Origin of the sequence: Nocardia sp. CC213A (genome assembly GCF_030766805.1) — a bacterium.
Lineage (GTDB): Bacteria > Actinomycetota > Actinomycetes > Mycobacteriales > Mycobacteriaceae > Nocardia > Nocardia otitidiscaviarum.
This window is the reverse complement of record NZ_JASFXA010000012.1, coordinates 124621-147526: the sequence shown is the minus strand read 5'-3', so window position 1 is coordinate 147526 and position 22906 is coordinate 124621. Positions and strand designations below refer to the sequence as shown.

Genomic DNA, 22906 nt, shown 5'->3' with positions numbered 1-22906 from the left:
GTTACCGGCTGAGCGAGATCAGACGCCGGCCTCAACCGGACGGCGAGCGCGGCCTGCCCAAGCGCGGCACGGCTCGGGCACGGCGCGGTTACCGGCTGAGCGGGATCAGACGCCGGCCTCGACCGGACGGCGGGCGCGGCCTGGGCAAGCGCGGCACGGCTCGGGCGCGGCGCGTTGACCGGCTACGCGGGGTCAGACGGTGGCCTGCTCGGCTTCGCGGATGGCGCGGGCGAGGGTGGCGGTGGCGTAGCGGCGCCAGAGGGGGGCGACGACGTAGCGGACGAGGCGGGCGCGGCCGGGGTGGGGGAAGAAGGAATAGGTCCAGCGGACAAGGGAATTGCGGCCCGCGGGGGTGAAGGTCCACTCGCCGTCGACCTTGGCCACCAGTCGGCGCATGGTGCCGGTGAATTCGGTCAGTTCGTAGCTGAAGTGGCGGGCGCGGGTGTAGCCGGTGAGTTCCTCCCGGGCGGTGGAACCGTCGGAGAGGACGACGGTGCGGGTATTGCCCGCGGTATCCCACGGGCCGGACTGGTCGCGCACCTCGCGGACGGCGGGCAGTGGACCCATGCCGGTGAAGATGGTGGGCAGATCGATGGGGGCGATCACCTCCATGGCCGTCGCCGCCGAGGTGCGGCAGGTGGATTCGACGGTGACCGGAACGTAGCCGAGGCTCATGGCACACATTGTGCCGGGAAGTTTGCCGACGCGCCCGGAACGAGAAGAGCCCCAGCGCCTTTGACGCCGGGGCTCGATGCTCGTTCCGCGCGACCGCCCGCTTACGGGATGGTCAGCACCTGGCCGACATTGATCAGGTCCGGATTGTCGATGCCGCTGGCCGACGCGATCTCGGGGTAGCGGTTGCCGTCACCGTAGTACTGCTCGGCGATGGCCCACAGGGTCTCGCCGGGAGCGACGGTGTGGGTGCGCGCCTCCGGAGCCGGCGGCGGGGCGGGAGCCTCCGCCGCGGGGGCCGCGACGGCCTCCGGCTCAGCCTGGATCGGGTTGTCGGTATTGGTGCCCGACGACCACAGCGCGCCGCCGTCCTTGCCGTACAGCACGACATTGCGGTCGGGCTGCACGACCAGACGGTCCGCGTCCTTGCCATTGGTCTCGGTGGACCAGGCCGCGCCCTCACCCTTGTACAGCACGAAGTTGCCGTCCGCCTGCAGCACGGCCCGCTCGACACCTTGATCGTGAGTGGAGGTGTGCCAGACGACATTGCCGTCCGGCTCCGTCAGCACGAGGTTGCCATCATTCTGCAGAGTCAGGGTGTAGGCACCACCCTTCAGGGACTGACCGAGCCCAAGTTCTTCGCCTACATGCAACGCGTCGCCCACGATGCGTCCTTTCGGAGGGGGGATCTTCGGTAAATCGATGGCGGGAGAAGTGCATTCGCGCATCTGCCGAACAGGCTACTGCTCGGACGCCGCGCGCCGGGGAGATACGCGCCGCAACGGATGAGATTTTGACGACGCTTCGCCAGAAGTTCGCCGGAGGATCGGACCGGACGTGCGGAATCGGCCGGGCGATTAGGGTTGGGGCCATGTACGGGAATTGGGGACGCCGCCTCGCCGCGGCCACGACCGCCGGGCTGCTGAGCCTGACGATCGCCGCCTGCTCGAGCTCGGACGACAACGCCGACACGCCGCGCGGCACCACCGCCTCCACCACGGAGACCACACCCACCGAAGCCCCCGAAGGTCAGCTGGGCCGGGCATTCACCGCCGACCCGACCATCGTCAACCCCCGCCCCATCCCCTTCGACAGCTGGACCCGCCTCGCCCCCGACAAGATCGCGGTGAACTTCCAGACCGGCTCCCCGGAGTGCTACGGCGTGGACGCCACCACCACCGAGACCGACGAATCGGTGTTGGTGGAACTGCGGGCCGGGACCCGGCCCGAAGCGGTGGGTCGGATGTGCACCATGATCGCGGTGTTCGGCACCCTCGAGATCCAGCTGGAGAAACCACTGGGCGACCGAACAGTGTTGAGCGCCAAGTAGATAGCGGCAGGTAGATAGCGCCAAGTAGATAACGCCACGGAGAGGCAGCGCCGAGTACAGAGCGCCGAGTGGAGACAGCGCCCGGAAAGCGGCCGAGCCGGTACGCGTCACCCGCGTACCGGCTCGGCGGTCATCGGTCAGTGCGCGAAGTGGCGCGCCCCGGTGAAGTACAGCGTCACCCCGGCCTCGCGGCACAGGTCGATGGTGTCCTTGTCGCGAATGGATCCCCCCGGCTGCACGATCGCGGTGATCCCGGCGGCAACCAGCTGCTGCGGCCCGTCGGAGAACGGGAAGAAGGCGTCGGAGGCCGCGACCGAGCCCTTGGCGCGGTCACCGGCGCGCTGCACCGCCAGCTGTACCGCGTCCACGCGGTTGACCTGCCCCATGCCGACGCCGACGGACGCGCCGTCGTGGGCCAGCAGAATGGCATTGGATTTCACGGCACGGCAAGCGCGCCAAGCGAATTCGAGATCGGCCAGGGTCTCGGCGGAGGCCGCGTCACCGGCGACCAGCTGCCAGTTGGCGGGCGCGTCACCCGCGGCGTCGAGAATGTCGCGATCCTGCAGCAGCACACCACCGCTCACCGGACGCAGCTCCGCGCCCTTGCGCCGGGGCGCCTCGGCGATGAGGATGCGCACGTTCTTCTTGCGCCGCAACACGTCCACGGCGCCGTCGGCATAGCCGGGGGCCACGATGACCTCGGTGAAGATCTCGGCGACCTGCTCGGCCATCTCCACCGACACCTCGCGGTTGGCCGCGATCACGCCGCCGTACGCGGAGACCGGATCGCAGGCGTGCGCCTTGCGGTGCGCCTCGGCGATATCCGCGCCGACCGCGATGCCGCACGGGTTGGCGTGCTTGATGATCGCCACCGCCGGCGCGTCGAAGTCGTAGGCGGCGCGCCAGGCCGCGTCGGCATCGGTGTAGTTGTTGTACGACATCTCCTTGCCGTGCAACTGCTGCGCCTGCGCCAGCCCGGCCGGTCCGGCCGCATCGGTGTAGAGCGCGGCGGCCTGGTGCGGGTTCTCGCCGTACCGCAGCACCGACTCACGGGTCCAGGTGGCGCCGATCCACTCCGGAAAGCGCTGCGCACCTTCGGATTCCGCGCCTTCAGCGGCCGCGCCCTCGGATGCCACAGCGGGAGCGGCGGCCGGAACCGCGACCGAGGTCATCCAGCTGGCGACCGCCACGTCGTAGGTCGCGGTGTGCTGGAAAGCCTTGGCCGCCAGCTCGGTCCGCCGCGCCAGGGTGAAACCGCCGTCGCGCACCGAGGCCAGCACGTCGTCGTAGTCGCGGGTGTCGACCACCACGGCCACCGACGGGTGGTTCTTGGCGGCGGCGCGCACCATGGACGGTCCGCCGATATCGATCTGCTCCACGCACTCGTCCACGGTCGCGCCCGAGGCCACGGTCTGGGTGAAGGGATACAGGTTCACCACGACGAGCTGGAATGCCTCTACGCCGAGTTCGACCAGCTGGTCGACGTGCTCCTCGCGGCGGGTGTCGGCGAGGATGCCCGCGTGCACGCGCGGGTGCAGGGTCTTGACGCGACCGTCCAGGGTCTCCGGAAAGCCGGTCAGGTCCTCGACCTTGGTGACCGGGATGCCCGCGTCGGCGATCTTGCCCGCGGTGGAACCGGTCGAGACCAGCTCCACGCCCGCGGCGTGCAGACCGGAGGCCAGCTCGATCAGTCCCGTCTTGTCGTAGACACTGACCAGGGCCCGCTTGATCGGCTTGCGCGCTGCCGGGTCCATCTGTGCCTCACTCACCGGAGAACTCGCTCATCTGGAATAACTGCCTTTCGTCCATCGGAGACAATGCCTCGCGTCGCGACGGCGGCGACCACCTGCGCCAACAACCGCCGTTCCACAACCTTGATGCGCTCGTGCAGCGACGCCTCGTCATCGGCGGGCAGCACGGCGACGGATTCCTGCGCGAGGATCGGCCCGGTGTCGACACCGGCATCGACCAGATGCACGGTGGAGCCGGTGACCTTGACCCCGTACGCGAGCGCGTCCCGCACGCCGTGCGCGCCCGGGAAGGCGGGCAGCAGCGCGGGATGGGTGTTGATGATGCGGCCGCCGAACCGGCCCAGGAAGACAGGGCCGAGGATCTTCATGAAACCCGCCGACACCACCAGATCGGGCTCGCGGGCGGCGACCGCCTCGGTGAGCGCGACATCCCAGGCGGCGCGATCGTCGAAATCGCGCAGGGCGACCCGGAAACTCGGAACGCCGAACTCGTCGGCGTGGGCGGTGGCGGTGCAGTCGCGGTCTACGCCGACGGCGACGACGCGGGCCGGATAGTCCGGTTCCCGGGTGGCGGCGAGCAGCGAACGCAGCAGCGAACCGGTGCCGGAGGCGAGCACGACGACGCTCGCGGGCGCGGTGGGCGGCAGCAGCTGGGCGGGCGTGGACGTCAGCGCACTACTCCCTGTGAGTCGGGCCGGGCGGGGGCGGGCGGCTGTGAACCGCCGCCCTAGAGCCTAACGACCGTCCACTTCACCGGTGTCGAGCAGGTCCGCCTCCACCACTTCGGCGTCCACGATGTCGGTGTCGGCCGGGTCGTCCGCGTGGGGTTCGGCGGTGAGGGCGGGCGGTTCGTCGACGAGTTCGCCGTCGACCTCGACCACGCGCTCGGTGCCGTCGGGCGCGTCTTCGTACTCGTCGTAGTCGTCGTAGTAGTCGGCGTCCTCGTAATCGTCGGAGTCGTACCGGCTGTCGGCGTCGTACGCGCCGTCGGAGTCGTACTGACCGTCGGAGTCGTACTGACCGTCGGAGTCGTACTGACCGTCGGAGTCGGTGTATTCGGTGTCGGGGTAGTCGTCGGCGTAGTCGCCCGCGGCGTACCCGGGGTCGGCGGCGGGTACGGCGAACCACCGCGCGGCGAACATGCCCACGTATCCGGGCAGCGCCAGCCAGAGGAAGGCCGGTATCGCCAACAGCAGCAGGTTCGGACCGATCTGCCCGAAGGAGCCGAGCACACCGCTGGCGAGCGAACCCAGCAGCGTGAGCAGCACCGCCGCCACGGCGGCCGAGGTGAGCGTGGCCCACGGGGCGGTCGGCCGATCGTCGGTGGTGCGTCCGATGTCCAGGCCGCCGAGCACGCCCACCGCGGCGGGCGCCAGCAGCAGCACGACCCACCAGCCCGCCGCCGGACCGGTCGGCACGGCGGCCGCGATCGGCACCGCCGGAATCGGCGCACCCGTGACCTCGAACAGGCTCAGCGAACCGGCGCCGATGTGCACCTGCCCGCCGACCAGCACCGCCACCGCGTCGATGAGCACATTCGGCAGATAGGCGACCGACAGCAGCGTCAGCCCGAGCACACCCGCGATATCGCCCGCGGCCCGGTAGGTCTCACCGATGGCGGACCAGTGCGCCAGGAAGGACACCAGGGTGACGGCGGCGGCGACGAGCAGCAGTCGCCACACGGCCCGCACCCCCGCCCGCACCCCGGGCACCACCCAGTGCGGCACCGGCGCCGGGGACAGCGCGAGCAGCTCCCGCCACCGGCGACTGCCGATGCCCGCGGCGGCCGCCAGCAGGTGCAGGCCGAAGACCCAGCCGAAGGCGGCCGAGGTGTTCGGCGGCTGCAACGACACCACCGCGGCGGCATCGTCGGCGACGGCCAGACAGACCGCCGTGATGAGCAGCGGACCGCCCAGCGCCGCGCCGACGATCCAGCCGAGGTCGGCGCGGTTGCTCTCGTCGGGCACCGCGTGGGCGCAGTCGCGCGCCGCGATCCAGAGCATGAGCCCGGTCGGCAGCAGGGGCAGCAGTCCCAGTGACGTCTTGCCGATCACCAGCGGAACCTGATGGACCGCGAGCCAGCTCGCCGCGATCGCGCCTCCGGTCCCCTCCAGCCCGCTGCCCGCCGCCAACAGCGCCCCCAACACCAGTGCGACGATGACGAGCAGGGTGATGCTCGACGCCCGCGCCGCCACCACCAGCAGCACCCGAGCCCGCTCCGGAGTCAACGACCCGAATCCGCCGCCGGGTCCCCCCGCACCCGGTTCCGGCGGCTCGATATCGCTCAGACGCGCCAATGCGGCCTTCGCAGCGCTCATGGACATCCACCCTGGCAGCTTCACCCACGGCGACGCCTCAGGCGCGCCGCGCACCCGCCCCCGGGAACGCCCTCGCTCCCGGCCACCGCTCGACCGCCCGGCCGAGCCACGCGCCGCTGCCGACATGGGCGCTCGGCCCAGCCGCCGGAAACCTCCGCGTCCACGCCCCAGATCCGTATACCGCTCCGGTCCCCGGCCACGCACCCCGCTCGCCCCGGCTGCGCGCCCCGGTTCCCACCACCGGGACCGCGCCCCCGGTGCATCCGCCTCCAGCGCGGGGCCACCGGAGTGCGCTTCCACGTCGATGCGCTCGTCCGCTGCAGGCATGCGCCTGCCGCCCGCACGTGCCCGCACGCCGCCGCGCTCGGAGTCGTCGACGAGACGCCGCCGGTCGTCCGCGTATGTCCGACGGTCGCCCGGCTCGGCGGCACCGCGCCGGGTACCACCCGAACGGCTCCCGGACGGCCCGGTGCGTGTCCTGCGGGGCTCACCCGCGTAGCCCCGGCGGTCATCGTCTAATTCATCGTGACGCGATGTGGCACGGATGTCGGCGGACGCGGACGCCCGGCTCGCGGTGGTACGCCGTCGAACCCGAGACAGCGCATGGCGCAAGCCGTCCCACGGCATGTGGCCGGATGCGCCATCGGGCGTACGGCGTGGTGTGGTGGCCCGACGTGCGGGGGGAGGGCCGCTGCCCTCACCCGAGCGGCGGGGGCGGCGGGGTTCGCGCGGGGGTTCTGAAGGAGTCACGGTGACAGGGCAATCCGATTCGAGCGTGGTCGACGACCCGACCGCCGAGGCCGGATGCACCGTCTCGGCCGGATCGGGCCCGAGCGCGACACGGCGTTGCGAGCGCGTGGTGGGGCGGTCGAGCGTCGTGGCGGAGGGGACGGCGAGCCGAGCGGCTACGGCGGTGAGTGGCGGGCGGCGGTGATGCCACCGCGGCGGATCGACGAGGCGAGTGGGACAACGATTGGGGGTCCGACGGACACCGGTCGTCGGGCAAAGGCCACGGTCCGGGCTCGCCAGCACGAATTCCCATGGTCCGCGAGCCTCGATGCCGGAGTCCGCGAACGAAGTCCGGTGGCCCGCGAGCGGCCACGGGCGGCCCGCAAGCACAACGGCCCCCGGTGTTCCCACCGGGGGCCGTTCGTCACGTCGGTCGATACCCGGACCGACTACTTGTCGTCCTGCCCCGGCCGGAACGCCTTGGTGGCGTCGGCGGCCGGATCGGCGCTCTGCTCACCGCCGAACGGCTTCTCCTGGCCGCCGCCGTACTGCTGACCGCCGTACTGCTGGCCGCCGAAGTGCTGGGTCGCGCCCTCGTCCGGGCGCGGCTGCGGCTGCGAACCGGTGCCGTAGGGCGATTGGCCGTAGGAGGGCTGCTGACCGTACCCACCCGGCTGACCGGGCTGCTGACCGTAGGCCGGCTGCTGACCGTAGGACTGCTGGCCCGGCTGGCCCGGCTGCTGACCGTAGGAGGGCTGCTGCTGGTACTGCGGGCCGGTGCCCTGGCCGCCGCCGAAGGCCGGCTGCTGGCCGTATCCGCCCGGCTGGCCGGGCTGCTGGCCGTAGCCACCCGGCTGACCGGGCTGCTGACCGTAGGACTGCTGACCGGGCTGCTGGCCGTATCCGCCCGGCTGCTGACCGTACCCGCCGGGCTGACCGCCCTGGCCGTACCCGCCGGGCTGCGGCGCGGGCTTCGGGGCCGGGGGCTTGAGGATCCCCAGCTCGAACAGCAGGGCCGCGATGGCGACCGCGGTCTGCGCGAAGGCGAAGACCAGGACGACGATGCCGCCCCACTCCAGCGAGACGGAGTCATCGAGCGAGAAGACAGTGAACAGCAGGGTGAGGAACGCCGCCAGCGAGGCGGCGGCCGCGATCGGGGCCCAGTTCTGCTTGGAGATCAACGACAGCCCGGCCATGATTCCGGCGATCAGCAGCAGAGCCAGCGGCCCGGAGCCGCCGCCCTCGAAGAAGCTGGCGGAGGTGTCCACATCCACCGTGCCGCCGCCCAGGTCGAAGCTGGTGAACGGCGTGAATCCGAGCAGGAAGGTGATGACACCGAGCGCGGCGACACCGATGGCCAGGAAGAACGGCAGCCCCTTGCCCGTCGCGGCCGCGGCGCTCGCTCCACCGGTGGGACCGGCGGCGGGCGGCTGGCCGAAGCCGGGTGCGGAGGAGGGCGTCGGCGCGGGCGCGTTGTACCCCGAGCCCCCGGTCGGGTATGACATGTCGTCGTCTCCTATCGAATAGTTCACGAACAGCGCTGGCTGCTCCCCCGACGCTACTGCACCAGACCGCCTGGGTCACCATCTACCGCCGCCCGCGACCGGCGCGTTTACGCCGAACCGAACGCATGCTACCCGGCGCCGTTTTGCGTAAGCCGTTGAGCGACAACATCGTTCACCGAAAGCGCGGGACAAGCCCGCTCGACGAGCAGCGGAAAGCCAGCCGGATCGGCGTTTTCCGGCCACCCGGGGATAACGATACGGATACGCGAAGGCCGCCCACCGGACACGGCGGGCGGCCTTGCGACATCGGACCGGCACTCGCGCGCCGCTATCCGAATCAGGCGCTGATGCTGGCCTTCTCGAGGATCTCGCGCGCCAGAGCGGCGGTCTCGGACGGGGTCTTGCCGACCTTCACGCCCGCGGCCTCCAGGGCCTCCTTCTTCGCCGCGGCGGTGCCCGACGAACCGGAGACGATGGCGCCCGCGTGGCCCATGGTCTTGCCCTCGGGGGCAGTGAAGCCCGCGACGTAGCCGACGACCGGCTTGGTGACATTGGCCTGGATGTAGGCCGCGGCCCGCTCCTCGGCGTCGCCGCCGATCTCGCCGATCATGACGATGAGCTTGGTCTCGGGGTCCTTCTCGAACGCCTCGATGGCGTCGATGTGGGTGGTGCCGATGACCGGGTCGCCGCCGATGCCGATGGCGGTGGAGAAACCGAAGTCCCGCAGCTCGTACATCATCTGGTAGGTCAGGGTGCCGGACTTGGAGACCAGGCCGATCGGGCCCTTGCCGGTGATGTTGGCCGGGGTGATGCCCACCAGCGACTCACCCGGGGTGATGATGCCGGGGCAGTTGGGTCCGATGATGCGGGTCTTGTTGCCCTTCTCCACGTTGTAGGCCCACGCGTAGGCGGTGTCCTGCACCGGGATGCCCTCGGTGATGACCACGAGCAGCGGGATCTCCGCGTCGATGGCCTCGATGATGGCGTCCTTCGAGAACTTCGGCGGCACGAAGGCGATCGACACGTCCGCGCCGGTCTCCTTCATGGCCTCGGCGACGGTGCCGAACACGGGCAGCTCGACCGCGTTGCCGTCCTTATCCGTGTGCGAGACGGTGGTCCCGGCCTTGCGCGCGTTGACACCGCCGACGACCTGGGTGCCCGCCTTCAGCATCAGCGCGGTGTGCTTGGTGCCCTCGCCGCCGGTGATGCCCTGGACGATGACCTTGGAGTCCTTGTTCAGGAAGATAGACATTGTGGTTCGTGTCCTTTACTTGGCCGCGGCCAGTTCGGCGGCCTTGTCGGCGCCTTCGTCCATGGTCTGAGCGAGGGTCACCAGCGGGTGGTTGGCGTCGACGAGGATCTGGCGACCCTCCTCGACCTTGTTGCCGTCCAGGCGGACGACCAGCGGCTTGGTGGCCGCGTCGCCCAGAATCTCGAGTGCCTTCACGATGCCGTTCGCGACCGCGTCACAGGCGGTGATGCCGCCGAAGACGTTGACGAACACCGACTTGACCTGCTTGTCGCCCAGGATGACGTCCAGGCCGTTGGCCATGACCTCGGCCGACGCGCCGCCGCCGATGTCGAGGAAGTTGGCGGGCTTGACGCCGCCGTGACCCTCACCGGCGTAGGCGACGACGTCGAGGGTGGACATCACCAGGCCCGCGCCATTGCCGATGATGCCGACCTCACCGTCGAGCTTGACGTAGTTGAGGTCGTTCTCCTTGGCCTTGAGCTCGAGCGGATCGGTGGCGTCGATATCCGCGTAGGCCGCGTGGTCGGGGTGGCGGAACTCGGCGTTCTCGTCCAGCGTGACCTTGCCGTCGAGGGCCAGGATCTCGTTGTCGGGGGTGCGCACCAGCGGGTTGACCTCGACCAGGGTGGCGTCCTCGGAGATGAACACCTCCCACAGCTTCTGGATGGTCACCGCGGCCGCGTCCAGGATGTCGGCGGGCAGGTGGCCCTGCTCGGCGATGGACCGCGCGAAGGCCAGGTCCACGCCCTTGACGGCGTCGACCGGCACCTTGGCCAGGCGGTCGGGCTTGGTGGCGGCCACTTCCTCGATCTCCATGCCGCCCTCGACCGAGCACATGGCCAGGTAGGTGCGGTTGGCGCGATCGAGCAGGAAGGAGATGTAGTACTCCGACGCGATGTCCTTGGCCTCGGCGACCAGGATCTTCTTGGTGATGTGACCCTTGATGTCCAGGCCCAGGATGTTCTGAGCGTGGGTGAAAGCGTCTTCGGGGGTGGCGGCGTACTTCACGCCACCGGCCTTGCCGCGGCCACCGACCTTGACCTGCGACTTGATCATCACAGGCTTGCCGATTTCCTCCGCGATCGCGCGAGCGTCCTCGGCCGAGTCCGTGACGCGGCCCTCCGACGAAGGCACTCCGTGCTTCACGAAGAGTTCCTTCGCCTGATATTCGAAGAGATCCATGTACTCACCGTCTCGTCTGCGTTGTTGTGACAACGTCTTTGTTGGCGGCCCGTCGTCAGCCCGTAGCGACCACTTGCAGGTCGCCCGTGAAGGCCAGTGGGTCGGGTCGGACTCTAATCAGTCACATGGAGCCGAAATCAGCCGCATACAGCCTAAGTGGCGCAGGTCACGGTACAGTCTCCAGGGCCACAAAACCGCTGGGTATGACTACTCGCGAGTAGCTTTCGGACCGCGTGGCAGGTGAACGGGACGAATCCCGCAGAGCGATACAGACTACGACGCCTTGTAGTGGAACGGCCTCACGCAGTTACCCACAGCACAGTGAGGCAACCCCGGAGGGCGACGTGATGAATGTCACAGCATCGACACGACAGGGGTTCATCGCTTGCCGACCCGCAATCGTTTCGTTACCGTCGTTGCGGTCGATGTCACAACACGGTCACGGCAGGAGGACGGCAAGCTTGACGCAGCACAGCGCTCCGCAGGTAGGAAGCCGCTCCGCAGGCGACCCGTCGAAATCGAGCTCCCTGCCCGCAGGTCGGACGAACGCCCATGAGTGACGGCGCATTCCCGACCGGGCGGCGCGCGCGAGCCAACCGGTACCGACAGGACGACGAAACCTTCGGCGACTCCGGGCATTTCAGCCATAACGCCCAGTCCGGCGGCGGCACCCGATACGAGCACGGCCAGGTCTACGGCTGGCAGGCGCCCTCATCCGCGCAGGGCGAGTGGAATGCCCACGGCGGCTGGGACGCACACGCCGCGAGCGCGCAGGGCGCCGTCGACAACGGTTACGGCGGCAACTGGAACAGCGGCACCTGCTATGACGGCGCCAGCTGGAACAACGCCGCCGACGCCGACTGGAACAACGACGCCGCCGATTGGAACAACGGCGGCGCTCGAGGCGACTGGCACGCCGACGCCGACGGCTCCTGGAACGGCAACGCCGACAACTGGAACCGTGATTCCGGCAGCGCCTGGGACGGCGCCGCCGCGAACGGCGGCGCGGGCGGCTGGGGCGACCCCGCCGCCGAATGGTCCGGTGACTCCTGGAATTCCGGCGACGACGCCTGGGAGTCGCCCGCCGATCCGAACCCCTCCGACGAGCATCGGCCCGTCTACACCTTCCGCACCGCGTCCGGTGAGCCGCTGGAGTTCTCCCGCGACGGTGCACGCGTCGATCCGGCCGCTTCCGGCGCGCCCGAATCCGCCGCCCCCACATCGCGTTCCGCCACCCGCGCCGCACGCAACCGCCGTTCGGGCGGCGCGCACCGGGTGCCCGCCCCGCCCGCCGCACTGAAAGGCCGCGCGGCCGTGGTGGCCGTCGCCGCCGGTGCCGTGGTGGCCGCCGGGCAGACCGGCATGGACACCGCGCCGAAGACGGGTGAGTTCCAGGCCGCCGATCAGGTCACCGAACTCGCCGCCCAGAGCGTGAGCCTCACCGGCGCGGAGACGCAGGATTCGGGAGCACCGCAGGTGCTGAACGTTTCGACGCCCATGGACCTGGGCTCCTTCGACGACATCCTGCGCAAGGGTGAACAGTTCGCCGCCGATCTGGCCGCCCAGGAGGCCGCCAAGCTGCGCCCGCTGTTCACCAAGTTCACCAGCGGCAATTTCACCTCCGGGTTCGGCGCCCGCTGGGGTGTCCAGCATCTCGGCATCGACGTGGCCGCCCCCATCGGCACCCCCATCTACGCGGTGGCCGACGGCGTGGTCCTCGAAGCGGGTCCCGCCTCCGGTTTCGGCATGTGGGTCCGCCTCCTCCACGAGGACGGCACCGTCACCGTCTACGGACACATCGACACCGCCACCGTCTCCCAGGGCCAGTACGTCATGGCGGGCGACCAGATCGCCACCGTCGGCAACCGCGGCTTCTCCACCGGCCCGCACTGCCACTTCGAGGTCTGGCTGAACGGCGTGAACAAAATCGACCCGGTCCCATGGCTGGCCTCCCGCGGCATCGCCCTGGGCCCCCAGCGCGACTAGACCGCAGTACCCCGAACCTCCGCTGTGGGCGCGCTGAGAACAGCGCGCCCACAGACACTTTCACGCACGCCCCCACCCGCTCCAGGCCGCCGACGGTCCAGCCCCGCCCCAAACGGCGAGCCACACAGCCCAACTCCGCCGCGCACCAGTCCCATGCGCCCGTCTCGCCAACCGGCCCCACTCGCCCCACGGCCAGGCCCACCACGCCACCCGTCCGCCCGACGACCAGCTCGGCAAGCGGCCCGACCCGCCGCGCCATCCGTCCGCCAGCGACCCACCTCAGAGCGCAACCCGTCGCACCAGGCGGCGCCCACCCACGGCACAGGCCGACCCGCCGCGCCAGGTGGCGCGACGCGCGGGGTGGTCCGAACCCGCGAGGCATTCGGCCCCGCGAGGCCGTTACGCCCGGACCGTGTAGCCCCGGCTGTCGATGCGGGAGACCTTGTCGCCGTAGACGGTCGGGGCGGTGTCGCAGCTCGCTATGAAGTCGCCGGGGAAGCCGAGGTCGAAGGGGGCGGCGGCTTCGAGGGATTCGACGACTTCCTGCGGGAGGGTGAGATCGACCGCTCCCAGGTTCTCGATGAGTTGGGGCGCGCTGCTGACGCCGACGATGGGGAGTACGGCGGGTGAGCGGTGGCGGGTCCAGGCCACGGCGACGTGGGCGGCGGGGACCCCCAGTTCGGCGGCGACCTTGTCGATCGCAGCGGCCGCCGTGCGTTGGCGCGCGGTGAAACGGGCCGGGTCGCTGCGGTGTCCAGCGCGACCGGACAGCACGCCCTGTCCGAGCGGCCCCCACGCCGTGACGCTCATGCCGAATGCCTCCGCCATCGGGATCAGCTCGCGTTCGGCATCACGCCACAGCAGGTTGTAGGGCACCTGGAGGCCGGCGAACGGGGTGCGGTCGCGCAGCTCCGCGAGGGTGTTCGCGCGGGCCACCACCCAGGCGGGCGCATCGGAGATGCCCAGGTGCAGGACCTTGCCGGAGCGAACGGCGTCATCGAGCGCGCGCAGCGTCTCCTCGATGGGGGTGAGCCGATCCCAGACATGCACCCAATAGACGTCGATGTAGTCGGTGCGCAGATTCCGCAGGCTCTGTTCCAGGCTCAGCACCAGGTTCTTGCGGTGATTGCCCGCCGCGTTCGGATCGGCGACGTCGCGCGTCGGCGTGTACTTGGTGCCGATGACGAATCGGTCGCGGTCGCGCAGCACCGAGCCGAGCAGCTCCTCGCTGGGGCCGTACATGGGTGCGGTGTCGAGGAAGTTGCCCCCGGCCTCGGCGAAGACATCGAGCACACGGCGGTATTCGTCCGCGTCCCGCAGGGCCATGGTGCCCAGCGCCAGTTCGGACACACGCTGACCGGTTCGGCCGAAGAGTCGGTATCGCATGCCGACCACTCTGCCGGTCGGCCACCCGCGTAGGGAGACCGTGCCAGGGCCACTCTCGCCGACGTGTTCGTAGCGTCGGGAACCATTGCGCCCGGCGAGAGCACGGAATCCGTACCGTTGGTAACGGACGGCGGGTTCGCGCCGACGGTCCCACGGTAGACGGAAGGAGTTTCATGAGGAAAACGATTGCCGCCGCGGCACGGGTCGCGGCCGCTGGTGTTTCAGGTGTGGCCTTCGTAGCGATCGTCGGTTCCGGGGCCGCGCAGGCGGCGCCCCAGGATTGCGCCGTCGAGCGAGATCTGTTCGGGGCGTCGGCGGTGTGCCAGCCCGATGGGGGGAGCAACTACGTCCTGCATGTGGACTGCTTCGGCCTCTACGCCAGCGGTCCGTTCCCGATGTACGGCGTCGGGCCGTACACCGCGCTCAGCTACCCGTTCACGCCGAACGGCGAGCGCGTCACCACGGGCTGCACGGGGATGGGTCCCGGCGTCGTGGCCGTGGCCACCAATGCCTACGTCGAGGTCTACCAGGGCTAACCAACTCACGACGGCGATCCTTCCTGGCTCGGTTGGTCTCTCCCGCGCTCGGAAGTCGTTCCTGCCCTCGGCGATCGCTTCCACACTCGGCGATCACCTCCGCGCTCGGCGGTCGCCGCGTACGGGGGGAGGCGGGGCGGTCGGTGCCGGGCGCGGTGCGGCCTCACAGGTCGAACCGCGCCCGCATACCGACCTTGACCTGTTCCAGGGTCTCGCCCCCGATCGCCCCCTCGAAGGTGACGAGACTGGTACGCCGGTAGATCGTGATGTCGTAGAGCGCGATCACATGCGGCGTGCCCGGAATGGGAACCGACAGCAGCCGGTGCGCGGCGGGCACCTCGTAATCGGGATGTACGAGCGCGACCACCAGCAGCGGATTCTGCTGCACCACCGCATCGGCGTCCAACAGCACCACCCGGCGTTCCTGCCCGAACAGTGAGCTGGCCGCCATCCACAGCTCACCCTGCCGCATCGGCTCAGTCTGCATCGGAGGCTTCGAATTCGGCCTCCGCGCCGAGCCTTTCGTCGGGTGGGCGGTCGCGCAGTTCGGCGAGATCCTCCTCGAGCAGCCGCTGCCGCACCGCGAGGGTGACGTAGTCGTTCATATCCGCGCCCGCGGTCGCTCTCAGCCGGGTGGCGATCGCATCCGGAAGCAACACGGTCATTCTCGTCGCCATACCTTCGAGTACACGCCCTGTCGCACCGCCCCGGCAAGGGGCGGTGCGAGGCGGCGTCACAGCTTCTCGAGGGTGCGGCTGTACTGCGGAATCAGCCTGATCTTGCCTGCGGTGCCGAAATCGATGGTCACCGTGGCCAATGCGCCGAAGCCCTCGGCGGCGACCACCCGGCCCAGGCCGTACTTGTCGTCGCTGACCCGGTCCCCGACCGCGAGCACCAGCCCGGTGTTGTTGCGTTTTCCGGCGGAGGTGGGTGCCGGACGGCGCTCGCCCCCGCGATCCCGCACGCCGGGCCGGGGTTCGCTCCAGCCGTCGCCCCGCGTCCAATCCCGTTCGAAGCCTTCGTCGTCGCGTCGCCGCCGGAATCCGCTGGACTGTTTCGGCGCGGGCTCCAGGCGACGCCAGTCCAGTAAGTGCTGCGGAATCTCCTGGAGGAAGCGGGATTCGGGATTCGAGACGGGCTGGCCCCAGCCGGAGCGCACCACCGCGCGGGTCAGGTACAGCCGTTTGCGGGCGCGGGTGATGCCCACATAGGCGAGGCGACGTTCCTCGGCCAGCTCGGTGGGATCGCCGAGCGCACGCATATGCGGGAACTGACCGTCCTCCCAGCCGGTGACGAACACCACCGGGAATTCCAGCCCCTTGGCCGTGTGCAGGGTCATGAGGGTGACCACCCCGGTGCCCTCGTCGGGGATCTGGTCGGTGTCGGCCACCAGCGACACCCGCTCCAGGAAGGCCGCCAGCGATCCGGGTTCGGGTTCGCCCTCGGCGGCCTCGGGCAGGATGCCCTCGGCCCGGGCCGCCTCCACGTTGTTGCGCGCCTCGGAACTGAATTCCCGTGCCACGCTGACCAACTCGTTGAGGTTGTCGAGCCGCGCCCCGTCCTGCGGATCGTCGGACGCCTCCAGCTCGGCGCGGTAGCCGGTGCGGTCGAGCACCGCCTCCACCACGCTGCCCACATCCGGGAAGTCCAGATCCTCCTGCGCCCCGGCCGACCGGATCTGCTCGAGCAGGTCCAGGAAGCCCGCGATGGCCCGCTGCGAGCGGGTGTTGAGCAGCGCCACCTTGCCGTCGGCCGCATCGCGCAGCGCCTGAGCGAACCCGAACCCGCGCTGTTCGGCGTGCACGGCCACACAGGCTTCGGCTCGGTCGCCGATGCCCCGACGCGGGGTGTTGAGTATGCGCCGCAGGCTCACCGCGTCGTTCGGGTTCTCCAGCACTCGCAGGTACGCGACGATATCGCGCACCTCCTTGCGCTCGTAGAACCGGACGCCGCCGACCACCTTGTAGGGCAGCCCCATGCGGATGAAGATCTCTTCCAGCGCCCGGGAGTTGTTGTTGGTGCGGTAGAACACCGCCACATCGGCGTAGTTGGCATCGCCCTGATCCACCAGCCGGTCGATCTCGCGGGCCACGAAGGACGCCTCGTCGTGCTCGTTATCGGCGACGTATCCGACGATGAGGTCGCCGTCGCCCCGGTCGGTCCACAGCTTCTTCTCGCGCCGATTCTCGTTGCGGGCGATGACGGCGTTGGCGGCGGCCAGAATATGCTGCGTGGAGCGGTAGTTCTGTTCCAGCAGAATGGTTTCCGCGTCCGGGAAGTCGCGCTCGAACTCCTCGATATTGCGGATGGTGGCACCGCGGAAGGCGTAGATGGACTGGTCGGCGTCGCCGACCACGCACAGTTCGCTGGGCGGCACCTCGGAGTCGGCGGCGAGATGGTGGCCCACCAGCTCACGCACCAGGATGTACTGGGCGTGGTTGGTGTCCTGGTATTCGTCCACGAGCACGTGCCGGAACCGCCGCCGGTAGTACTCGGCCACATTCGGATGCTTCTGCAGCAACGCGACGGTCTCGCCGATGAGGTCGTCGAAGTCGAGGGCATTGGCCGCGCGCAGCCGCCGCTGGTACTCGGCGTAGACGCGGGCGACCACGCGCGGGAACTCGGTGTCGTCGGTCTCGGCGTCGGCGGCGGCCTGATCCGGGTCGATGAGCTCGTTCTTGAGGTTGGAGATGGCGGTGGCGAGCAGGCGCGGGGTGTACTTCTTGGCGTCGAGGTCGAGATCGCGGCCGACCATGGCGAGCAGGCGGCGGGAGTCGTCGGCGTCGTAGATGGAGAAGTTGGAGTTGAGCCCCGGCACCAGTCCGGCCTGGGTGCGCAGGATGCGCACGCAACTGGAGTGGAAGGTCGACACCCACATGCTGGCGGCGCGCGGCCCGACCAGACCGGCCACTCGCTCCCGCATCTCGGCGGCGGCCTTGTTGGTGAAGGTGATGGCGAGGATCTGCCCGGGGTGCACGTCCCGTGCGGCGAGCAGATAGGCGATGCGCCGAGTCAGCACCGCGGTTTTGCCCGAGCCCGCACCCGCCACGATCAGCAGGGGCGTGCCGGTGTGCATTACCGCGGCGCGCTGTTGCGGGTTCAGCCCTTCGAGCAACCGCTCGGTCTTCTGTTCGTCCTCAGCCACCGTCGCGTTCATCGTCCGTCTACGCTACCGGCGGGCACCGACACCACGACATCCCGCTGGCCCAGGTGTCCGAATAATGCCGGTAGCGTGCGCGTCCGCTCAGGTGGCGGCGCGGACCTCCGAGCCCGAGTCCGCCCCGGCCCGCGCGCTCCGGCGGGCGAGCAGCCAGGCCGCCACCGCCGCCGGGCCGAACATGATGATCCCGTAGATGGCTCCCGGAACGGCCATGGTCTCGTTCCCCAGCACCGAGACCGCCACGGCGATGGCGAGTGTCGCGTTATGGATGCCGATTTCCATTGCGGAGGCAATGGATTGGCGCGCGTCCACCCGGAACAGGCGCGGCACGAAGTAGCCGATGAGCAGGCTCAGGATCGACAGCAGCAGGGTGATCGCGCCGAGACGGCCGATATTGTCGGTGAAGGTGCCGAACTCGCTGATCGCCGCGACCACGATGACCAGCACCAGCACCACGATCGAGGTGATCTTGACCGGTCCGCGCATGCGCTCGGCCCAGCTCGTGAAGCGGCGGCGCACCACCATGCCGATGGCGACCGGGATCAGCACGATGGCGATCACCTGGAGGAACTTGTCCGGTTGCAGCCCGATGCCGCTGTCGTCGTCGAGGAACGCCGCCAGCGACAGCGTCACCACCACCGGCATGGTGAACACCGCCAGCACCGAGTTGATGGCGGTGAGGGTGATGTTCAACGCCACATCGCCGCCGGCCACATGGCTGAACAGATTCGCCGAGGTGCCGCCGGGCGAGGCGGCCAGCAGCATCATGCCGACCGCCAGCGCGCCGGTGAGCCCGAACAGGTACACCATCCCCAGGCACAGCAGGGGCAGCACCACGATCTGGCAGACCAGGGCGATGGCGGCGGCCTTCGGATAGCGCAGCACCCGGGCGAAGTCGTCGACGGTCAAGGTGAGACCGAGACCGAACATGACCAGGGCGAGAGCGAGCGGTAGGAATACCGCGAAAATCGAGGATCCCAAGGGTATCTCCTGACAACAGCATGTCCCGGCCGACCGGATGGCACCGGGATACGCCGAATACTGACGGATGCGCGCCCGCCGCGAACTGTGTTTTCCGACGAAGAACCCCGCCCGTATTGTGCCCGGCGACAACCGCGCCGTGGGACAGTGGGCGGACACGGCAACGAGACCGAGGGGTGCGCTTGAACAGGCAACCGGTAGCCGATCCCGTGATCATCGACGGCAGGCCGCTGGCCGACCAGCTCGCGCAGCGCACGCACGCCATCGTGACCGCGACCGTCGAGCACGTCCGCGGGCAGGTGGCGTTCTACCGCACACTGCCGACCGAGGTGATCCGCCGCGACGTCACCGCGATCGTGCGGCGCAATCTCGAACTCTTCGTCACGACGCTGCACGAGAACCGCGATCCGGAGCCGCACGAACTGCTCCCCATCGAACAGTCCGCCCGGCGGCGGGCCGAGGAGCGGGTGCCGCTCACCGATGTGATCAGCGCCTACCACCTCGGGGTACAGCTGTGGTGGCAGACCATCGCCGAGCTGGCCGGGCCGGATGACGCCGACGCGCTCGCACGGGCGGGCGTGCTGCTGCAACGGCACCTGCAATCGGCGACCCGGGCGGTACTGGCCGGGTACGGCGCGGATCAGGCCCCGATTCCGCCGCAGGACCACGACCGCCGCCGTCTCTACCGGGCGCTCACCTCGGGTGAGGACGTGGCCGAGGCGGCGCGGTCGGTGGGCCGCACGCTCGCGCCGCGGTACTGGGTGGTGGCGCTGCGGGTGGCCGCGCATCCCGACGAGCGGGTCGAGGGCATCGACGCCACGGTGGCCTCGCGGCGCAAACTGCGACGGCTGGAATACGCGCTGGACCGGCTCGGTCGCGGCGAGACACTGCACATGGTCACCGAGCAGGGCGGCGGCGCGCTGGTCCCGGCTCCGGAGGTCGATCCGGAATCGCGGTTCGAGGAGTTCGCCGCGCACCTGGCCGAGCTGGGTCGAGATATCGGGGCCGAGACCGTGTGCGCGGTGGATTCGGCTGTACCGCAGGATATTCCGGAGACCGCCCGGGAGGTGGATGAGCTGCTGGGGGTGGCGCTGCGCTATCACCGGTGCTCGGGTGTGGTGCGTTTCGCCGATCTGGCGGTGGAATACCAGCTCACCCGCCCCACCCGGGTATCGCGGATCAACGCCGCCGCCCTCGCGCCGCTCGACGGTGATCCGAGCCTGCGGCTGACGCTGGAGACCTACCTGGCCCACGATTCGAGCACCACGGCGACCGCGGCGGCGCTGCACGTGCACTCGAATACCGTGCTCTACCGCTTGCGCAAGATCACCGAGCTGACCGGTCTGGACACCACCAAGACCCGGGATCTGCTGCGCATGGCGGCGGCGCTGGCCGCCGCGCCGCAGGAGTCGCCGTGACCGCCGGCGATCGGAGTCATCCGGGAGACCGAGGGGTCCGAATACTGCGAGTGGAGCGAATATCCGGAGGATCGGCGCGGGGAGGAAACTCTCAGGAGATTCCAAACGTATTCGTTTTGCATGACCCATCGCCCGTGGCAGACTGGCCAGGTGACCAGCGCTCCACGAAGACCAGTTACCTGAGCGCGCCCATTCGGGGGACAATGTAAGACCGACCAGGTCGGCTTTCCACGTTGCAAGTCATGGTGAAGAACCGATCGGTAACGCTGCGGGTCTGCCCGCCGATCGACGTTCTGACCACGAGGAGAAGAAGTATGAGCATCTCGACGACGGGACAAGACAAGCCTGCGACCGGCTCCGACTCCGCGCTGCCCACCGAGGCGGAGATCGACAAGCTCCGCAAGGAGATCGACAAACTCGACGCCGAGATCCTGGCGGCCGTCAAACGCCGCACCGAAGTGTCCCGCCTCATCGGCCGCACACGCATGGCGAACGGTGGCCCCAAGCTGGTGCATTCGCGCGAGATGAAGGTGCTCGAGCGCTTCAGCGAACTCGGCCAGGAAGGCCACACCCTCGCCATGCTCCTGCTCCGCCTCGGCCGCGGCCGCCTCGGACACTGAAATTTTTTGCCTCCGCTCCGCTCCGGCGGGGTTCGCGGCGCTGGAAGTCCCGGTTCTTCCCTCCCTCCGCTCCCCCGCTTCGCTCCTCCGCTCCACTCGGTCCAGAACCGGGACGCGCCGCGAACCCGGGAGGGTTGAGGTGAGGTCCGGGGGGTGTGGTCCGTTCGGCGGGGCGGCGCGGGGCGGAGGTGCTTCCTTCGGGCGGGTGGCTGGAGTTGGGTGCTGGTGAGCGGTAGATAGAGACTTCGCGGCGTTCGACGAGCTCCGGGTTCGACGGGCTCCGCGTTCCCCAGGCCGCCCCGGGTGACTATTCACCCCGGGGCGGTCGATTTTTTCTGTGCGCGGCTGTCTACGGGAGGGCGATGTACTTGGTGTCGAGGTACTCCTCGATGCCTTCGAAGCCGCCCTCGCGGCCGAAGCCGGACTGTTTGACGCCGCCGAAGGGTGCGGCGGGATCGGAGATGACGCCGCGGTTGACGCCGACCATGCCGGTCTGCAGGCCCTCGGCGATGCGGAGGGCGCGGTCCAGGTCACGGGTGTAGACGTAGGCGACCAAGCCGTACTCGGTGTCGTTGGCGGCGGCGAGGCCCTCCTCCTCGGTGTCGAAGCCGACGATGGGGGCGACGGGGCCGAAGACCTCCTCGCTCAGGATGCGGGCGCGCGCGGGGACGTCGGTGAGGACGGTGGCCGGGTAGAACCAGCCGGGACCGCCGGGGGCCTTGCCGCCCAGGGCCACGGTCGCCCCGGCCGCGACGGCGTCGTCGACGAGTTCGGTGACCGTGGTCAACTGATCCTCGTTGATGAGCGGGCCGAGCGTGGTCGCGTCGTCGGTGCCGGGTCCCAGCTTGGCCTCGGCCATGGCGGCGACCAGTTTCTCGGTGAACTCGCGCCGCACCGAGTTCTGCACGTGGAAGCGGTTGGCCGCGGTGCACGCCTCACCGCCGTTGCGCAGCTTGGCCAGCAGCGCGCCCTGCACGGCGGCGTCGATATCGGCATCGTCGAACACCACGAAGGGCGCGTTGCCGCCCAATTCCATGGAGGTGCGCAGCAGGCCGTGCGCGGAGGATTCCACCAGCTTCTTGCCCACTGAGGTGGAGCCGGTGAAGGTGAGCTTGCGCAGGCGCGGATCCTCCAGCAGCGGCGCGGTGAGGGCGCTGGAACGGCTGGTGGTGACGACCGACAGCACGCCCTCGGGCAATCCGGCCTCGGCGCACAGCTTGGCCAGCAGCAGCATGGTGAGCGGGGTCTCGCCCGCCGGTTTCACGATCATGGTGCAGCCCGCCGCCAGTGCGGGACCGATCTTGCGTGTCCCCATGGCGAGGGGGAAGTTCCACGGCGTGATGGCCAGGCACGGCCCGACCGGTTGCTTGTGCACCATGATGCGGCCGGTACCGGACGGAGCGGTCTGGTAACGCCCGTGCACGCGCGCCGCCTCCTCGCTGAACCACCGGAAGAACTCGGCCCCGTACTTGACCTCGTTGCGGGACTCCGGCAGCGCCTTGCCCATCTCCAGGGTCATGAGCAGTGCGAACTCCTCGGCCCGCGCGGTAATGGCCTCGAACACCGACCGCAGGATCTCTCCGCGCTGCCGGGCGGGCGTCGCGGCCCAGTCGGCCTGCGCCGCCACCGCGGCGTCCAGCGCGCGGACCCCGTCTTCGGGCGTGGCATCGGCGACCTCCACGAGGACCTCGCCGGTGGCGGGATTACGCACCGGAAAGGTGCCGCCACCGGTGGCGTCCACCGGTCCGCCGATCCAGAGCTGGGTGGGAACGGATTGCAGTAGTTCGCTTTCGGACACCATGTCTCCAGCCTAGGAGCGGCTACCGCACCCCGCCCCCAATTCGCGAGACACTCGCCACCTCACTGTCCCCGACCTGCCGCATCGCTCCCGCCCCGCCTTGCCGCTCCCGACCTGCCTTGCCGCTCCCGACCGGCCCCTTCACGGCACCCCATTCGGTTCGCGGCGCGTCCCGGTTCTGGACTGACCGGAGCGGAGGAGCGAAGCGGGGGAGCGGAGGGAGGGAGCGGAGGGAGGGAAGAACCGGGACTTCCAACGCCGCGAACCCGCCCGGAGCGAAGC

At 69.8% G+C, this 22906-nt stretch carries 19 protein-coding genes; 5 read left to right on the top strand and 14 right to left on the bottom strand.

All coding sequences use genetic code 11. The features are described from left to right. Positions 1-192 precede the first annotated feature (192 nt). Together QJS31_RS22290 and QJS31_RS22285 are read right to left on the bottom strand one after the other, a co-directional pair. The gene (locus QJS31_RS22290; RefSeq protein ID WP_282785826.1) at positions 193-675 is read right to left on the bottom strand and encodes an SRPBCC family protein; all 483 of its coding nucleotides are present in this window, start codon (positions 673-675) and stop codon (positions 193-195) included. A gap of 101 nt (positions 676-776) precedes the next feature. Then, positions 777-1337, bottom strand: coding sequence for a LysM peptidoglycan-binding domain-containing protein (locus QJS31_RS22285; RefSeq protein WP_282785825.1), 561 nt, complete (start codon positions 1335-1337; stop codon positions 777-779). A gap of 206 nt (positions 1338-1543) precedes the next feature. Between QJS31_RS22285 and QJS31_RS22280 the strand changes: the two genes are divergently transcribed. Next, positions 1544-2002 carry a hypothetical protein gene (locus tag QJS31_RS22280; RefSeq protein WP_282785824.1) on the top strand — a complete coding sequence of 153 codons (459 nt, stop codon included), beginning with the start codon at positions 1544-1546 and terminating at the stop codon, positions 2000-2002. A gap of 137 nt (positions 2003-2139) precedes the next feature. Here the strand turns inward: QJS31_RS22280 and purH are convergent, their stop codons facing one another. The 6 genes from purH to sucC form a co-directional block, all read right to left on the bottom strand. Beyond that, entirely contained in the window at positions 2140-3756 is a 1617-nt protein-coding gene (purH, locus tag QJS31_RS22275) for a bifunctional phosphoribosylaminoimidazolecarboxamide formyltransferase/IMP cyclohydrolase (protein ID WP_306357631.1), read from the bottom strand. Positions 3757-3767: 11 nt separating this feature from the next. Continuing rightward, positions 3768-4424, bottom strand: coding sequence for a phosphoribosylglycinamide formyltransferase (gene purN / locus QJS31_RS22270; protein ID WP_282784222.1), 657 nt, complete (start codon positions 4422-4424; stop codon positions 3768-3770). Between the two features lie 63 nt (positions 4425-4487). Further along, positions 4488-6071 (bottom strand): DUF6350 family protein, encoded by a 1584-nt coding sequence (locus tag QJS31_RS22265; protein ID WP_306357602.1) that lies wholly within the window; start codon positions 6069-6071, stop codon positions 4488-4490. 1178 nt (positions 6072-7249) lie between these two features. Next, positions 7250-8305 (bottom strand): DUF5336 domain-containing protein, encoded by a 1056-nt coding sequence (locus QJS31_RS22260; protein WP_306357601.1) that lies wholly within the window; start codon positions 8303-8305, stop codon positions 7250-7252. Between the two features lie 337 nt (positions 8306-8642). Continuing rightward, positions 8643-9557 (bottom strand): succinate--CoA ligase subunit alpha, encoded by a 915-nt coding sequence (gene sucD, locus QJS31_RS22255; RefSeq protein ID WP_282784216.1) that lies wholly within the window; start codon positions 9555-9557, stop codon positions 8643-8645. Between the two features lie 15 nt (positions 9558-9572). Then, entirely contained in the window at positions 9573-10739 is a 1167-nt protein-coding gene (sucC, locus tag QJS31_RS22250; RefSeq protein ID WP_029931144.1) for an ADP-forming succinate--CoA ligase subunit beta, read from the bottom strand. Positions 10740-11888: 1149 nt separating this feature from the next. Here sucC and QJS31_RS37420 point away from each other — a divergent pair. Then, a complete protein-coding gene (locus tag QJS31_RS37420) occupies positions 11889-12725 on the top strand; it encodes a M23 family metallopeptidase (protein ID WP_372341560.1) in 837 nt (278 codons plus the stop codon). A 399-nt stretch (positions 12726-13124) separates the two neighbouring features. On the opposite strand, the gene QJS31_RS22240 is transcribed toward QJS31_RS37420, so the two are convergent. After that, positions 13125-14111 carry an aldo/keto reductase gene (locus tag QJS31_RS22240; RefSeq protein ID WP_282784766.1) on the bottom strand — a complete coding sequence of 329 codons (987 nt, stop codon included), beginning with the start codon at positions 14109-14111 and terminating at the stop codon, positions 13125-13127. A gap of 173 nt (positions 14112-14284) precedes the next feature. On the opposite strand from QJS31_RS22240, the gene QJS31_RS22235 reads away from it, so the two are divergent. Then, entirely contained in the window at positions 14285-14647 is a 363-nt protein-coding gene (locus QJS31_RS22235; RefSeq protein ID WP_282784767.1) for a hypothetical protein, read from the top strand. 163 nt (positions 14648-14810) lie between these two features. On the opposite strand, the gene QJS31_RS22230 is transcribed toward QJS31_RS22235, so the two are convergent. The 4 genes from QJS31_RS22230 to QJS31_RS22215 all read right to left on the bottom strand — a co-directional run bounded on the left by QJS31_RS22230 (position 14811) and on the right by QJS31_RS22215 (position 18788). Next, positions 14811-15119: a hypothetical protein gene (locus QJS31_RS22230; protein WP_282784769.1), complete on the bottom strand. Its 309-nt coding sequence runs from the start codon at positions 15117-15119 to the stop codon at positions 14811-14813. Between the two features lie 4 nt (positions 15120-15123). Next, complete coding sequence (locus QJS31_RS22225; RefSeq protein ID WP_306357599.1) at positions 15124-15312, bottom strand: hypothetical protein; 189 nt, start codon at positions 15310-15312, stop codon at positions 15124-15126. Between the two features lie 68 nt (positions 15313-15380). Continuing rightward, positions 15381-17804, bottom strand: a complete 2424-nt coding sequence (gene pcrA / locus QJS31_RS22220) for a DNA helicase PcrA (protein ID WP_306357598.1) — start codon at positions 17802-17804, stop codon at positions 15381-15383. An 87-nt stretch (positions 17805-17891) separates the two neighbouring features. Continuing rightward, positions 17892-18788, bottom strand: coding sequence for a bile acid:sodium symporter family protein (locus QJS31_RS22215; protein WP_306357597.1), 897 nt, complete (start codon positions 18786-18788; stop codon positions 17892-17894). A gap of 182 nt (positions 18789-18970) precedes the next feature. Between QJS31_RS22215 and QJS31_RS22210 the strand changes: the two genes are divergently transcribed. Together QJS31_RS22210 and QJS31_RS22205 are read left to right on the top strand one after the other, a co-directional pair. After that, on the top strand, positions 18971-20206 hold the full coding sequence (locus QJS31_RS22210; protein WP_282784775.1) for a CdaR family transcriptional regulator: 1236 nt from the start codon (positions 18971-18973) through the stop codon (positions 20204-20206). Between the two features lie 314 nt (positions 20207-20520). Then, positions 20521-20826, top strand: coding sequence for a chorismate mutase (locus tag QJS31_RS22205; RefSeq protein ID WP_029931136.1), 306 nt, complete (start codon positions 20521-20523; stop codon positions 20824-20826). Between the two features lie 349 nt (positions 20827-21175). Here the strand turns inward: QJS31_RS22205 and QJS31_RS22200 are convergent, their stop codons facing one another. Next, entirely contained in the window at positions 21176-22627 is a 1452-nt protein-coding gene (locus QJS31_RS22200; RefSeq protein WP_282785755.1) for an NAD-dependent succinate-semialdehyde dehydrogenase, read from the bottom strand. Positions 22628-22906: the final 279 nt, after the last annotated feature.